13 protein-coding genes and 1 pseudogene are annotated in these 14,082 nt (G+C 69.5%); 7 read left to right on the plus strand and 7 right to left on the minus strand.

The genetic code is table 11. The features are described from left to right. The first annotated feature begins 562 nt into the window (after positions 1–562). The 4 genes from ACIRS4_RS02910 to ACIRS4_RS02925 all read left to right on the plus strand — a co-directional run bounded on the left by ACIRS4_RS02910 (position 563) and on the right by ACIRS4_RS02925 (position 4,387). Positions 563–1,429, plus strand: a complete 867-nt coding sequence (locus ACIRS4_RS02910; RefSeq protein ID WP_404188995.1) for a dienelactone hydrolase family protein — start codon at positions 563–565, stop codon at positions 1,427–1,429. Between the two features lie 243 nt (positions 1,430–1,672). Further along, positions 1,673–2,728, plus strand: coding sequence for a glycosyl hydrolase 53 family protein (locus ACIRS4_RS02915; protein WP_404188998.1), 1,056 nt, complete (start codon positions 1,673–1,675; stop codon positions 2,726–2,728). A gap of 50 nt (positions 2,729–2,778) precedes the next feature. After that, positions 2,779–3,870: a rhamnogalacturonan acetylesterase gene (locus tag ACIRS4_RS02920; protein ID WP_404189000.1), complete on the plus strand. Its 1,092-nt coding sequence runs from the start codon at positions 2,779–2,781 to the stop codon at positions 3,868–3,870. Between the two features lie 100 nt (positions 3,871–3,970). Beyond that, positions 3,971–4,387 (plus strand): VOC family protein, encoded by a 417-nt coding sequence (locus tag ACIRS4_RS02925; RefSeq protein ID WP_404189003.1) that lies wholly within the window; start codon positions 3,971–3,973, stop codon positions 4,385–4,387. Between the two features lie 245 nt (positions 4,388–4,632). Here the strand turns inward: ACIRS4_RS02925 and ACIRS4_RS02930 are convergent, their stop codons facing one another. Continuing rightward, positions 4,633–6,228 carry a phytoene desaturase family protein gene (locus tag ACIRS4_RS02930; RefSeq protein ID WP_404189006.1) on the minus strand — a complete coding sequence of 532 codons (1,596 nt, stop codon included), beginning with the start codon at positions 6,226–6,228 and terminating at the stop codon, positions 4,633–4,635. Positions 6,229–6,313: 85 nt separating this feature from the next. Between ACIRS4_RS02930 and ACIRS4_RS02935 the strand changes: the two genes are divergently transcribed. Then, the gene (locus tag ACIRS4_RS02935) at positions 6,314–6,835 is read left to right on the plus strand and encodes a winged helix-turn-helix transcriptional regulator (protein ID WP_404189008.1); all 522 of its coding nucleotides are present in this window, start codon (positions 6,314–6,316) and stop codon (positions 6,833–6,835) included. 366 nt (positions 6,836–7,201) lie between these two features. Here ACIRS4_RS02935 and ACIRS4_RS02940 read toward each other — a convergent pair whose 3' ends face one another. After that, the gene (locus tag ACIRS4_RS02940) at positions 7,202–7,900 is read right to left on the minus strand and encodes a hemerythrin domain-containing protein (RefSeq protein ID WP_404189011.1); all 699 of its coding nucleotides are present in this window, start codon (positions 7,898–7,900) and stop codon (positions 7,202–7,204) included. A 173-nt stretch (positions 7,901–8,073) separates the two neighbouring features. On the opposite strand from ACIRS4_RS02940, the gene ACIRS4_RS02945 reads away from it, so the two are divergent. Continuing rightward, entirely contained in the window at positions 8,074–8,361 is a 288-nt protein-coding gene (locus ACIRS4_RS02945; RefSeq protein ID WP_404189014.1) for a hypothetical protein, read from the plus strand. 286 nt (positions 8,362–8,647) lie between these two features. On the opposite strand, the gene ACIRS4_RS02950 is transcribed toward ACIRS4_RS02945, so the two are convergent. The 4 genes from ACIRS4_RS02950 to ACIRS4_RS02965 all read right to left on the minus strand — a co-directional run bounded on the left by ACIRS4_RS02950 (position 8,648) and on the right by ACIRS4_RS02965 (position 12,479). Further along, positions 8,648–9,475 carry an ABC transporter ATP-binding protein gene (locus tag ACIRS4_RS02950; RefSeq protein WP_404189016.1) on the minus strand — a complete coding sequence of 276 codons (828 nt, stop codon included), beginning with the start codon at positions 9,473–9,475 and terminating at the stop codon, positions 8,648–8,650. A 3-nt stretch (positions 9,476–9,478) separates the two neighbouring features. Next, entirely contained in the window at positions 9,479–10,444 is a 966-nt protein-coding gene (locus ACIRS4_RS02955; RefSeq protein ID WP_404189019.1) for a FecCD family ABC transporter permease, read from the minus strand. Between the two features lie 56 nt (positions 10,445–10,500). After that, complete coding sequence (locus ACIRS4_RS02960) at positions 10,501–11,538, minus strand: ABC transporter substrate-binding protein (RefSeq protein ID WP_404189021.1); 1,038 nt, start codon at positions 11,536–11,538, stop codon at positions 10,501–10,503. Positions 11,539–11,876: 338 nt separating this feature from the next. Then, the gene (locus ACIRS4_RS02965) at positions 11,877–12,479 is read right to left on the minus strand and encodes a DJ-1/PfpI family protein (RefSeq protein ID WP_404189023.1); all 603 of its coding nucleotides are present in this window, start codon (positions 12,477–12,479) and stop codon (positions 11,877–11,879) included. A 129-nt stretch (positions 12,480–12,608) separates the two neighbouring features. Here ACIRS4_RS02965 and ACIRS4_RS02970 point away from each other — a divergent pair, with 129 nt between their 5' ends. Then, on the plus strand, positions 12,609–13,577 hold the full coding sequence (locus ACIRS4_RS02970; RefSeq protein WP_404189026.1) for a GlxA family transcriptional regulator: 969 nt from the start codon (positions 12,609–12,611) through the stop codon (positions 13,575–13,577). A gap of 184 nt (positions 13,578–13,761) precedes the next feature. Here the strand turns inward: ACIRS4_RS02970 and ACIRS4_RS02975 are convergent. Continuing rightward, positions 13,762–13,880: pseudogene (locus tag ACIRS4_RS02975) on the minus strand (IS701 family transposase); the annotation flags it as partial. Positions 13,881–14,082 lie beyond the last annotated feature (202 nt).

Consider the following 14,082-nt stretch of genomic DNA (forward strand, 5'->3'; position numbering starts at 1 on the left):
GGGCGGCGACGTGGCAGGGCGCCCGGGGGTGTCGGTCACGATGACCTCCGGTGGGATGTGGGGGGGGTATGAGTGTTCACGGCCCTGAGCGGGGGACGGGCAGTGGACGCTCGGTCAGATGTGGGAACGCTCCCACGACAGGTGAGCGTAAGAACGGGAGTGACACGTCGTCAAGGATCGTGTCCGACTCTGTGTTCGTCCGTGTTCAGATCCGTGACTTCTCCCCTCACAGCCGATTGACAGCCACCTGCTCGACAGGGACACTGCGGGATGCGCCCTGAGGATATGTGAACGAACACAGCCGCCTTCACGCCGATCTGCCAGATGGACGGGCCGGTCGATGCTTCCTGTTCCGCCACTCGCCCATGTGATCTGAGATCGTTCACAGAGCGGTTCGGCCCGACGGCTTCCTTCCTCGGCGCACATCGCGCACAAGGCACTCCTGCGTTAGTCGTCCACACGCCGACGGAGGTTCACCGCCATGCCGCCAGAGCAGATTCAGCCCCCCGCACCGGGGAACAGCGTGAACGCCGGACCTCCACGGGGCCCGTGGGATGCGCCGGTGCGACATGTCGTCGCCGTGTTCGCGGTGATCCTGGTGATGTTGGCGGCCGTTGCGGCGACGGTCCCGGCGTCGGCGGCCGCAAACCCCTACCAGCGGGGCCCTGACCCCACCCTGGCCAGTGTCGCGGCCACTCGGGGTACGTTCGCCACCGCTCAGACGAGTGTGCCGCCGGGCAGCGGTTTCAACGGCGGGACGATCTACTACCCGACCGACACCAGGCAGGGAACGTGGGGCGCGGTCGCGATCGTGCCCGGATACACGGCCAGGTTCGCCGACGAGGAGGCGTGGATGGGGCCGTGGCTGGCCTCGTTCGGGTTTGTCGTGATCGGCGTCGAGACCAACAGCCGAACCGACTTCGACACGGCCCGGGGAGCGCAGTTGCTGGCCGCGTTGGACTACCTCACCGAGAAGAGCCCCGTGCGCGACCGCGTGGACCGCGCCCGGCTGTCGGTGGTGGGGCATTCCATGGGCGGCGGAGGGGCTCTGGTCGCGGCCGAGCGGCGACCTTCCCTGAAGACCGCCGTCGGCCTGGCGCCGTTCAAGCCGTCCGGAAACCTGGCCGCCGACCGGGTCCCGACCATGATCATGGGCGGCGCCCGGGACACCACCGTCACCCCGTCCTACCTCGACGGCCTGCACGCCACCCTTCCGACGGCGACGAAGAGCGTGTACCTGCAGCTCACCGGGGCGAACCACCTCTTCCCCACCAAGGCCAACACCCTTGAAATGCGGATCCTGGTCCCCTGGCTGAAGACGTTCGTGGACAGCGACACCAGGTACACCAAGTTCCTGTGCCCCGCGCCGGCCGACCCCACCGGCATCTCCCAGTACCGCAGCACGTGCCCGCTCCTGCCGTCGGGCTGACGCTGCGCACCGTGCACGACGCCTTGGGCCGACGGCCCGCTGCAGGCGCCCGACTTCACGGCGTCCGGTTCCACGGCATCCGGTTCCACGGCATCCGGTTCCACGGCATCCGGTTCCACGGCCGGCGGCACACTGCCGCCCGCCCCGCTCACCTGCACCAGCCCTCGGCAAGCCCATCCCCACAAGCGTCTGTCCGTCGGCCGCGGAGCCCGTCCCGCGGTCGACGGACAGGGAGGAGCGACCATGTCCCCGACCCACACGCCCGGTTCAGGGCGGCTCAGCCGCAGGACCCTGCTCAAGGCCACCACCGCCACCGCCGGGGCGATCGCCACCGCCGCCGCGTTCGCGGAACTCGAGACGCCGGCCGAGGCCGCGGCCGGTTTCGTCAAGGGCGTCGACATCAGCTGGGCACCGCAGATGGAGGCGCGCGGATACTCCTGGAAGAACGCCGGCGGGCAGACGCAGGACCTGCTGACCATCCTCAAGGGATACGGCATCACCGCCGTGCGGCTGCGCACGTTCGTCAACCCCTCCAGCGACCCGGCCAACGGCCACTGCAGCATCAACGAGGTCGCCGCCTTCGCCAAGCGGATCAAGGCTGCCGGCATGTCGATCATGCTCGACTACATGTTCGGCGACACCTGGAACTCCGTGGGCGTGCAGAACCCGCCCGCGGCCTGGAAGAACATGGGCTACAGCCAGATGCTCACGGCGATGAGCACCTACGTGAACCAGACGATGACCGTCATGAAGAGCAACGACGTGCTGCCCGCCTGGGTGCAGATCGGCAACGAGATCAACAGCGGCATCTGCCGCCCCGTCGGCAGCGTCTCCAACCCGGCCCAGATGACCGGACTGCTCAACGCGGCGTACACCCAGGTCAAGGCGGTGTCGCCGAACTCGACGGTGTGCATCCACCTGGCCCAGCCGCAGAAGTACGACGTGATGACGACGTTCTTCAGCCGCTACGCGGCAGCCGGTGGCAAGTGGGACATGTCGGTGTTCTCCTCCTACGGCAGCGCCGACCTGGCCCCCGGGATCGTGGCGAACATGCAGAAGATCTCGGCCGCCTACGGAAAGCCGTTCCTCCAGAGCGAGTTCGGCGGACGAGTGGACAGGGCCTCCGCCACGCAGGCTTCGCTGGTCGCCTACATCAAGGCGCTGAAGGCCAACGGAGGGCAGGGCGTCTTCTACTGGGAGCCGGAGGGCATGTCCCCGTTCACCGGCTACAACATGGGCGCCTGGGACTCGTCCACCAGGCGGCCCACCGTCATCATGAACGGCTTCACCCAGGCCTGAGCGACGGCTCGTCGCCTCGACCCGCACCTCCGCGTCGTAAAGGACGATCCATGATTGATCTGCGCAAGGCATCACGGCCCCGGGCCGGGCATGTCGCCCGGCTCGCGTCAGCGGGCCTTCTGACCCTCGCGGCAGCGGCCGGCGCAGGTGCGGCGCACGCCGACGCCACCGCGCCGCAGGCTCTGCCGACCGGCTGTTCAGGCGCCTCACCGATCACCTGCCGTTACCCGGTCTCCCCCGGCAACTACGACGTGACGGTCTCCGTCGGCGGCGCAGCCGCCGGGCAGACCGAGATGTGGGTGGAGGCACGGCGTCTGATGCTTCCGGCGACGAGGACGGCGGCAGGCGCCGTGGCCACGTACTCGTTCACGGTGAACGTGCGCCGGCCGGAGGGGCAGCCGACCGGTCAGGGCGGCGACGGAAATCCCGGTCTGGACATCCGGTTCACGGGTTCCGCGCCCCAGGTCTCGGCCGTGTCGGTGAAGGCGGCGGTCCAGCCGCCGGTCGTCTACCTGGCCGGCGACTCGACCGTCTGCGACCAGCCGGCCGCCCCCTACACCGGCTGGGGCCAGATGATCACGACTGCGGTGCGTCCCGGCGCGGCCATCGCCAACTACGCCGACTCGGGCGAGAGTTCAGGAAGCTTCCTGAACAACCCGGCACTCTTCCCAGCGCTGCTTCCGAAGGTCAGGGCGAATGATCCGGTGCTCATCCAGCTCGGTCACAACGACAAGCAGACCACCGCGTCCGACTACCGGAACAACCTCACCACCATGATCACGCGGGTGCGCGCCAAGGGTGGCGTCCCCATCCTGGTGACCCCGCCGGTCCGCCGGCTCTTCGAGGGCGACCGACTCACGTCGACGGCGTTGCACGTCAACGGTGTCGGGGTGAACCTGCCCGCCGAGATGCGCTCGGTCGGGGCGGCGCAGAGAGTGCCGGTGATCGACCTGACGGCCAAGAGCAAGGCGCTGGTCGAATCCCTCGGCCCGTCCACCTCCGCACAGCTCTTCCTCCGCTCCTCCGTCGACGGCGTCACCGACAACACCCACTTCTCGCAGTACGGCGCGATGCGGATCGGCACTCTGCTGCTCCAGAGCATCCGGGAACAGAACCTGCCCCTGGCCGCCTACCTGCGCTGACCCCCCGGGGCGGCGCGGGACGGTGGTCGTAGCGATCGCGGACCGGGGGGTGGCGCACACCCATAGGCTGAGCCCCCGTCCGCATTGTCTGGGGGAGTAAATGACCAGTAGATTCACCGAGTTGGTTGTCGACTGCCACGATCCGGAGCGGCTCGCGGCCTTCTGGTGCGCGGTCCTGGGCTTCAAGGTGATCGACCGGAGCGAGGACAAGGTCGAGATCGGTTCCTGGGAGCCGACCGTCGAGGAGGTCCGGGCCCGCCAGATGCCGCCGACCCTGCTCTTCATCAGGGTGCCCGAGGGCAAGACCGTGAAGAACCGGCTCCACCTGGACGTCAGCCCGATCGACGGCAGTACCGACGACGAGGTGACCAGGCTGCTCGGCCTCGGCGCCGCCAAGGTGGACGTGGGCCAGGACCCCGGCCGGAGCTGGGTGGTCATGGCCGACCCCGAGGGCAACGAGTTCGACGTACTGCGCACTCTGGCACCGTCCCACTACGTGATCGGTCCCGAGGGTTAGGCCCTGTCCGGCGGAACTTGTGACCGTGCGCGGGTGGGCTCCGGCATGGCGGGCCCTGGGCCCACAGCCGGCAACACCCCGGCATCCCGTGCGGGGACCCGCCTCGGGAGCCGGGCTTCGGCTGCACGATTGCCGGCGGCGCCCGGCCGTGCGGAACGAGGCCGGAGCCCGGGGCAGGACCTTCGACGGCCGAGATCCGGTCCGGTCACGTGCGTACGCCGCGTTCGCTGTGTCGCCGCCGCCGTTCATGCGGTCGCGATGTCTTGCAGGACGTCGCGCTCCAGGGCCGCGGAGGCGGCGACGGCGCCGCCCATGATGGCGCCGCTGACGCCGGCCGACGCCACGTCCTGGCCGGTGAGGAGGAGGCCGGGGACGTGGGTGTGGGCGCCGAGGTCACGCAGGGCGAATCGTTGCGGGGTGTGGGCGAGGGACATGAAGTCGCCCTTTTCCCTGCCGAGGAAGTGGTTGAAGCTGAGCGGCGTGGCCAGCTCGGTGTGGTCGATGCGGCCCTCCAACTGGGGGCAGAAGCGGAAGACCTGATCCAAGAGTTCCTCGGTCAGCCTCTCCTTGAGGCGCTCGTAGTCGGCGCCCCGGCGCATCCAGGCGCTGTCCGCGTACGGTTCGAACAGCGACCAGGTGGTGAGTCCCGCGATGTCGATGGTGGTGCGTCCCGGGTAGCGGCTTTCCCACGACGGGTCCTTCACCGACGGGAAGGTGATGAAGTACGTCGGCATGGTGCGGTGTTCGGGGTCGGCCTCGAACGCGGCGATGTCGCCGTCGATGTCGGGTCCGGCGTGGGCCCAGATGTTGGCCGGATCCAGGTCGAGTCGGTCGCCGGATTCCCGGATGCCGATGTTGAGCATGACGTACGTCTGTGAAGGGCCCACGGCACGCAGGGAGTCGGTGAGCCGGGCGGCTTCGGGAGTCTGGTCGGGCAGTAGCCGGGTCAGGGTGTTGAGCGCACCGGCGTCGCTGATGACCAGCGGCGCTCGGAAACTCTTTCCGTCCGTCATGAGGACGCCGCTGGCCGAGCCCTTGTCGTCCAGCGTGACCTTGTCGACCTGCGCGGAGATCAGGACCCTTCCTCCGGCTGCGGTGATCACGTCCGTGGCGGTCTCCGCGAGTCGTGCGGAGCCTCCGACGGGGAAGTTCGCGCCGTCGATGTAGTGGCGGATGAGCATGGCGTGCATGCCGAACGAGGCGCGGCCGGGGGCGAGGGAGTAGTCGCCGTAGTGGCCGGTGAGCACCGCGCGAAGCTCCGCGTCGTCGGTGAGCTCGGTGAGGACCTCGGTGACCGTCCGGTCCGCGTACGAGCGGAAGGGGGCGGCCATGTCGTCGTAGAGGGTGTCCGCGACGGAGTGCGGCAGGCTGCGGTGGGCGAGGTAGGGGCGAGCCGCACGGTTCGCGGCATGGACCAGGTCGACGTACTGGTCGATGGCCTGGGACTCGCCGGGGAAGTACTCCTTCATCCGGTCCATGAACCGCTGCGCGCCGGACCGGTACTCGTACTCCCGGTCCCCGATGAAGACCCGGTTGTACACGTCCGGCATGGGAGCCCACTCCAGCTTGCCGCCGCTGATGTGGTCGAAGATCCGGCGCAGGCCGCTGGTGGGCCGGTGGACGTCGCCCATGTAGTGGAGTCCGGCGTCCCATTCGTATCCGGCGCGCCGGAACGTCTGGGTGGCGCCGCCCGCGGTCGAGTGCTTCTCCAGTACGAGCACCCGCCGTCCGGTCCGGGCCAGGAAGGCGGCTGTGGTCAGGCCGCCGATCCCCGATCCGATGACGATCGCGTCCCATGCCTGGCTGACGGTGCTGCGGTGGTAGCTCTCACCGATGTTCACGTGGTGCCCCTTCCGTCTAACTTCGGAAAACCGAAGTCAGCATAGGAGGGCGGATAGACTTGAGCAACACACCGGAGAGGGACACGTGAGCGACGAAGCCGAAGCAGTGACTGAGGGCCACCCCCAGCGGTGGCAGCGGGACGCGTGGGACATCGAACCCGACTCGATCAATCTCGCCCTACGGTCCCTCAGCCCTCGGACCACCGGCGTGATCATCAGGGAGGCCTACTACGGCACCCGCCGCTTCGACGACTTCGAGCGCCACTGCGGCATCAGCCCGAGCGTGCTGTCCGCCCGCCTGAGGGACCTCGTCGCCGACGGCATTCTGGAGAAGACCCGCTATCGGGCTCCCGGTGCGCGCGGACGCGACGAGTACCGCCTCACGGACAAGGGCCGCGCCCTGCTGCCCATCCTGATCGCTCTGCACAACTGGGCCGAGCACTGGATCGTCCCGGACGGCGCCTCCACGCTCTCCTTGCTCCACCGCGACTGCGGCAGCCCGGTCCGGACGGCGGTGACCTGCGCCTGCGGACACGACATCGGCACACCCAGCGAGGTCTTGGCAGCCCCAGGCCCCGCCGCGAGACCCACATCCGAGTCCCACTGACGGTCAGGTGGGCAGCGAGACCCCGGGCGCGAGGGGCGCTGCCACGAAGATCGCCTGCGTTCCGCGGTGCGACGGCTCGCCCGTCCAGCGACGCACCGCCGCACATCCTGCCGGTCCGCCCACGCCGGGCGAAGAGTTCGTGCGGACCTGGCACCGCCGCCACCCGCCGGTCAGATCTTCCGGTCGGCACCGCCGACGAGACCGGCATCCTGCGCGAGGTCGCGACCGTCGGCCGGCCCGGGGCCCGTCGCCTCGACGACGGCACATGCGGTCACCCGAACCCGCCGGCGACGGCACCCACGACGCCGACTCCGCGCTCTGCGGCACACCGACGGACCCCTGCACCGTGCTCGACCGGACGACCTGTCAGGTCCGTTTCACCGGGGCGTGGTCGCTGCTTCGGCGGACGCGGGTGGTGGTGCGGTCGTAGAGGCGGGTGCCGATGGTACGCCAGAGCAGGCGGGCAGGGGCGGGCATCTGCGAGAGGAACAGGTGGCGTTCCCGCGCCGTCGCGTCTTCGAGGATCGCGCCGAGGAAGATCAGGAGCTTTGACTTGGGAACGCTACGGCGCCCGCGTTCGCCGACCTGTGACCATTCACGGGGCGTGATGTGGTCGGCCATCAAGGGCAGGAGGTGTTCCTCTTCGTCGTCCATGTGGACCGTGGTGTGCCGGTCCAGCGCGCGCAGGGACTCGGCGAGGCGGAGGGCAGTGTCGCGGTCGGGCCGCATGCGCCATTGGTGCGACAGGTCCGTGACCGCGTTGAGCGCGCCGGCGATGGCTTCGTGCTGCTCAGCCATGCGGGCGATGACATCGGCGCCTGGGACGGCACGCTCGCGCAGTTTGGGCCACAACAGGTCGTCCTCGCCCTCGTGGTGTTCAGCCAGGGCGCCGAGGACCAGGTCCAGGTGGTCGGCGAGTGTGGAGGTGCGTTGCCTGTCGCCGGGAGCGGCGGCTTCGACCAGGCCGGCCAGGAGCGGTATCTCGCGGCGGAAGACACGGTGGAGTACGACCATCTCCTGCGGGTCCAGGCGGTCGGTTACGGGGGGCGGGCCGGCGGTGGGCATCTGCGTCCAGTTCGATGAGGGAGCGGCGATCACTCCGAGCAGCCCGCAGCCTAATCGTCTTCCACGGCACCGTCACCGGTGGTCTCGACCCGGCTCTGGCTCAAGCCGTGATCAGCACGCTCCACTGCCTGCTTCGCCCGCCGCCTGGGCGACGTGCGTGAGATCATCCGTCGATGAGCAGCGACCTGGAAGTGAGTGCTCTGGCGATCAACGTCACGATCCCGCAGGCGCTCCGCTGGACGGACACTCGACGTGGTGAGGAGTTCCAACTGACCACACTCAACATCCGACTTCTCCCGGACGGTCACCTCGCCGCGAAAGCCTATGGCCGACCAGTGGGCGGTGGTCGGGGCACATATGTCTCGTTCCCGGTCCCCGACGAACCAGAACTGGCGGCTCTGGTCGCCGAGGCGGCCGGCCGCGCCGGAACGTTGTGGGCCGCCCATCGCGGACTCGGTTGAGTTCCCTCCGACGTGCGTGATGTGCTGCCCTGGCTGTCGGCTCGCTTCACACGGGTCGAGCGCCGGGTATCCATGAGGTGCCGCAGCGCATCCGCACGGCGGAGCGACGAACTGCGACTGCGGGTGTCCGCAGTTCGCCGACCTCGTCGTCCAGGCCAAGGCCGGCGCACTGGACCGCCCGACCACAGCGCCGGCCTGCCCCGTGGCCTCGGCTGTCTCGCCGCCGTGGCGGGGCCGCCGGGATGACCGCGGCACCTCCGCGACGGTGGCCCTGCATCGGGTGGCTTCAGAGGTCGGCGGTTTCGGCGTGGCGGGCGGCGTCGTCTTCCGGGCTCCCACCATGCGCCAGAGGTTGGGCCGCGTAGGTGATGCGGATGACACCGTCGGCGTGCCGTTCGGTGCTCGCGTTGACGCCGAAGACGTCGGCGAGGAGATCCGGGGTGAGCACCTCCAGTACGGGTCCCGCCGCCGCCACGGCTCCTTCGCTCAGGACGACGACGAGGTCGCAGAGGCGGGCGGCGAGGTCGAGGTCGTGCAGGACGGCGAGGGTGGTGACACCGGTGGCCCGGATCAGGTCCAGGAGCTCGAACCGGGCCCGGATGTCGAGATGGTTGGTGAGCTCGTCCAGCACGAGAAGCCGTGGGTTTTGGGCCAATGCCCGGGCCAGCAGGACGCGTTGGCGTTCACCGCCGGACAGGGACGCGTAGTCGCGGTCCGCGAATGACCGTACGCCGCAGCGGTCGATGGCGTCGGAGACGGCTTCGTGGTCCTCGGGTCCGTCGCGGCCGAGCAGGCTGTGGTGGGGGGCGCGGCCGAGGGCCACGATCTCGCTGACCGTCAGACCGGTGGTGTCGCCGCCCGCATCCTGGAGTACGGCCGCCGTTCGGCGGGCCGCAGCGCGGGGGGACAACTGCCACACGTCGTCCTCGCCCACCCGGACAGCCCCGTCCACGGGGCGCAGTGAGCGGTAGACGGTCCGCAGCAAGGTCGATTTGCCGCTGCCGTTGGGGCCGACGAGGCCGACGATGTCGCCTTTGCGGGCCTCAAGGCTCACGTCCCTGAGGATCGGGTTGCGGTCCAGGGTGACGTGGAGCCGGTCGATGGTGAGGTTCATGCTTCAGTCCAGCCCCTTGTTGTGGCGCAGCAGCCACAGGAAGAAGGGAGCGCCGAGCAGGGCGGTGAGGATGCCCAGGGGCAGTTCGTTCGGGCGGTCGAGGGTGCGGGAGAGCAGGTCGACGAGGACCAGGTAGACGGCGCCCAGCAGCGCCGTCAGGGGCAGCAGTCGGCGGTGGTCGGCTCCGATGGTCAGCCGCACCAGGTGCGGGATCATCAGGCCGACGAAGCCGATGCTGCCCGCGACCGCGATGACCGTGCCGGTCAGCAGCGCGCTGAGGACCAGCAGGAGGGCGCGCAGCCGGTTGACGTCGACGCCGAGCGCTGTGGCGGACTCGTCGCCGGCCAGGAGCACGTTGAGGCGGCGGCCGAACAGGGACATCAGGGTGGTCGTGGCGAGAACGACCACGGTGACGGTGGGCAGTTGGTCCCACTGGGCGCCCGAGACGCTGCCCAGCATCCAGAACATCACCGTCCGTAGCTCGGTGGGGGTCGCCTGGAGCTGGACGTAGCTGGTCGCGGAGAGGAAGACGTATCCCACGGCGACGCCCGCGAGCACCAGCCTGGTCGGGGCCATCCGTCCCCGGCGCTGTCCGAGGGCGAAGACCAGCGCGCCGGCGGCCACCGCGCCGAGGAAGGCCGCCGCCGACACCCCGAGCCCGGCGAGCGCGGCGCCGCCGCCCAGGGTGATGACGAGGACCGCGCCGAGCGTGGCGCCGTAGGAGAAGCCCAGCACGATGGGGTCGGCCAGCGGGTTGGACACCACCGTCTGAAGCACCGCCCCGGACACCGCCAGGCCCGCGCCGACCACGGCCGCCAGGACCACCCGGGGGGTGCGGAAGTTCCAGACGATCTGGTCGAGTGCGGGGTCGGAGGGCGCCGTTCCCGCGCCGGTGACATGGTGGAGGACGATCCCCCACACCTCCCCGACGGGGACGTCGACAGCGCCGACACTGATCGCCACGATCATCGTGGCGGCCAGCGCGATCGGCAGGAGCGTGAACGCCAGCGGAACCTTGATCCGGCTCAGAGCGCGTCGGGGTGCAGCATTTTCGCGATTTTCTCCACGGCCCGGTCGTTGCTGGGGCCGAGGTACATCGAGTCGGACAGCGTCACGTACGTGTTGTTCCTGGCGGCGGGCCACTGGGGGAACTCCTTGAACAGTTTCTGGGCGTAGGCCGCCGGGTCGGGATCGTTGTAGCTGATGACGACGAGGGCGTCGACGTCGGTGGCCGCCACCTTCTCCTTGCTCAGGTCGGCGAAGGTGGTCTCGGCGGCGTCCTCGAAGGCGTTGGAAGCGCCGGCCTTGGCGAGGATGTCGTTGACGATCCCGTGGGCGAAGACCGAGCTGAAGTCGTTGCCGCCCATGGCCATGTTGGAGAAGAGCACCATGACCTTCGGCTTCTTCTTTCCCGTGACCTTCTCGGAGACCGCCGCGATGCTCTTCTCGGAGGAGGCGATCAACTCCTCGGCCTTGTCACTGACGTTGAAGATCTTGCCCATGTCGCGCAGCAGCTGGTGGCTGTCGGCGACGGTCATCCTGGAAGGGTTGTCGTCGCAGCCCTGCGGGGAGACGTAGCTGCCCGCTCCCACCTGCTTCAGCTGCTCGCGGGTGGCGAAGCCGTTCTTCTGGTCGAAGCCGTACGTGGTGACGGACAGGACGAGATCGGGGCGCAGACCGAGCATGGCCTCGCGGGGAATGTCGTACGCCTCGTTGACCTTGACATCCCCCGTGGGCAGCTTCTTGATGGCGGCGGCCCGGCCCGGGACCTCGGACATGCCGTAGTTCTGCCGGTTGGCGACGATCCTGTCCTGGAGGCCGAGGGCGAGGAGCGTGGAGACCTCGGCCACGGAGGCGCCGTTCATGACGACGACCCGGCTGGGGGCCTTCTCGAAGGTCTGCTTCTCGCCGCAGTTGTCGAGGGTCACCGGGTAGCCGGTCCTCGAGGCCGCAGCCTCGGTCGTGGTGTCGCTCGCCTTGCCGTCGGACGAGGAGCCGCATGCCGCCGTGAGGAGGCACAGGGCTGCGGCCAGGACGGTGGCGACCGGCCGTTTCATCGACATGCGGGCTCCTTGCGCAAGGAATGTGCTCATGGGCTGAAGGGTTCTCTGTTGCAGTAGTCGAGGCGAAGTAGCCGTGAGTTCCCGGCAGTTGGGGATCGTTTGGCGGGCGCCCCGGGGCAGTCCCGGCCTCCCGCTCCGAACGGCACCACAGCCGAGCGCGTCCGTCGCTTCACGACAGTCACGCACGGGGGGGGGCGAACCTCCGCGGTGGGTCAGCTGGTCGAGCGAGCCGGGTGAGGCCGTGCGGAACTCGGCCTTCCTCGAACCCGGACCGTCCTCAGAACCTGAGGCAGAGTCCGTTCCTCAGTACCTGCCTGAGCACTTCGCCGAGTACACGGTCAGGGGGTCTCATGCGGCCACGGATACTCCATCACGTGAGCCACCTGCCGGGCCATCTCCGCGCCTTCGAGACGTTCGACGAGGTGAAGCGACATGTCGATCCCGGCGGACACGCCCGCGCTGGTCACGATGTGCCCAGCATCGACCCAACGCTGCCCGGTGAGCACATCGACGTCCGGATACCGCGACGCGAGGTCGTCGAGAACGCTCCAGTGGGAGGTCGCGCTGAGCCCCGTGAGAAGTCCCGCCGCCGCGAGGACCAGCGCGCCGTTGCAGACGGACGCCATGAGCGTGCCTTCGTCCGCGAGAGCCCGCAGGCGTGACAGGTGCGTCCGGTCGGTCTGGAGGAGATCGGTCCCGGCACCGCCGGGGTGAACGAGGAGGTCCGGCCTCGGCCCGTCGTCGACGGCGCCGTCGGGCGTGACCGTCAGCCCCAGGCCGCACCGCACCGGTGCGCCGTCGATGCTCGCGCTACGGACGACCACGTCCCGTTCGGTCAACTCCTGCCAGAGCCGGAAGGTCTCCCAGGGGCCGACGGCGTCCAACGGCTCGACGTCCTCGAAGAACAGCACGGTGACTCGATAGGGCAGTACGTCGGTCATGGTTCTGGCGTCTCCTGGAGAGCGAACGGGATGGTTCGACACGGGGTCGGACCCGGATCACTTGATCGTTCCGGGGCCGCCGTCACACCCACAAGTGGCATGAGACGCGACTGCCGATAGATTTCTGCCGTGGCCGTTTCGCTGACATCACAACGCCCTGCCCGGCGGCATCGCGTCGCGGTGCTTGCACTCGACGGAGTACTGCCGATGGAGGTCGGCATGCCGTTCCACATCCTCGGTCTGCCGGCACTGCCTTACGAGGTGATGCTCTGCGGCCGCGCCCCGGGTCCCGTCGAAACCGACAAGGGGTGGCCCCTGCTCGCCACGCACGGTCTCGACGCGGTCCGCGACGCGGACACCGTGATCGTGCCCGCCTTCCGCGGGTACCTCGACGGCTCACGGGACGACGCGGTGGCGGCACTGCGCCAGGCACACCGCAACGGCGCCCGCACCGCCTCGATCTGCACAGGAGCGTTCGCACTCGCCGCCGCGGGGTTGCTCGACGGGAGACGCGCGACGACACACTGGCGTTACGCCGACGAGCTCGCCCGCCTCCATCCGCAGGTCGAGGTCGACCCCGACGCGCTCTACGTCGACGCCGGAGACGTCCTCACCTCCGCAGGCGTGGCCAGCGGCATCGACCTGTGCCTGCACCTCCTGCGCCGCGACCACGGGACGGCCGTCGCGAACGCGGTGGCACGAGAGATCGTCGCCGCGCCGCATCGGGAAGGCGGACAGGCGCAGTTCATCAAAAGGCCGCCGGCACCGCCGAGCCGGACCGGCCTCGGCCCGACTCTGGAATGGGCGCTGTCCCGCCTTGACCAGCCACTGACGGTCGCCGACCTGGCCGCACACGCCCGGCAATCCACCCGGACCTTCGTGCGCAGCTTCGCGGCCGAGACCGGCACCACCCCTATCAAGTGGCTCAACACGGCCCGCGTCGACCGGGCCCGCGAACTCCTCGAAACCACCGACGCCACCATCAGCCACATCAGTCAGGTCTGCGGCCTCGGCACCCCGGCGAACTTCCGACAGCACTTCCGTCGCACCACGGGGACCACACCGAGCGAGTACCGCCAGGCTTTCGCCATGATCTGACGCCAGGCGACGAACGGAGGACGGGCCTGTCGGGACCCCTTGGCGAGCACCGTGGCCAGGAACAGCGTCGTGCCGACCCGGGTCCGGGGCACGGAGCGGGGTTCACCGTGGGAGCCGGAGGAACCGAACCGGGCGTCACGCCCGTCACCGATCGGGCCGAGGCTGAACGTCTCGGCCCGCTGGTCCGGTCCGGGCCCGCATGCCCGGCCTCCTCCGCCAATGTCCAGCCGTTCTTCCGCTCCAGCGGCGCAACCAGCCCCCGCGTACAACCAGAGCCGACAGGCGCGGCTCCTCCCGACTGAAAGATCTTTCGCCGCCCGGGTGCGCAACCTTCCCGCCGCCTTCCGGGTCTTGGGGTGCGCGGGGCCGGGGAAGGGTCTTCAGGCCGCGCGCACACCCGTACTCGGCGGGTGGTGAACCGGACGGAGCAGACGACGGCATGCGGCGACGATTACGGAGAAAGGGACTGCGCCCGAGCGGGACGCGGGGCTTCGGGGCGGATGCG

The organism is Streptomyces sp. NPDC101166 (genome assembly GCF_044768125.1).
In the GTDB taxonomy this organism is placed as follows: domain Bacteria; phylum Actinomycetota; class Actinomycetes; order Streptomycetales; family Streptomycetaceae; genus Streptomyces.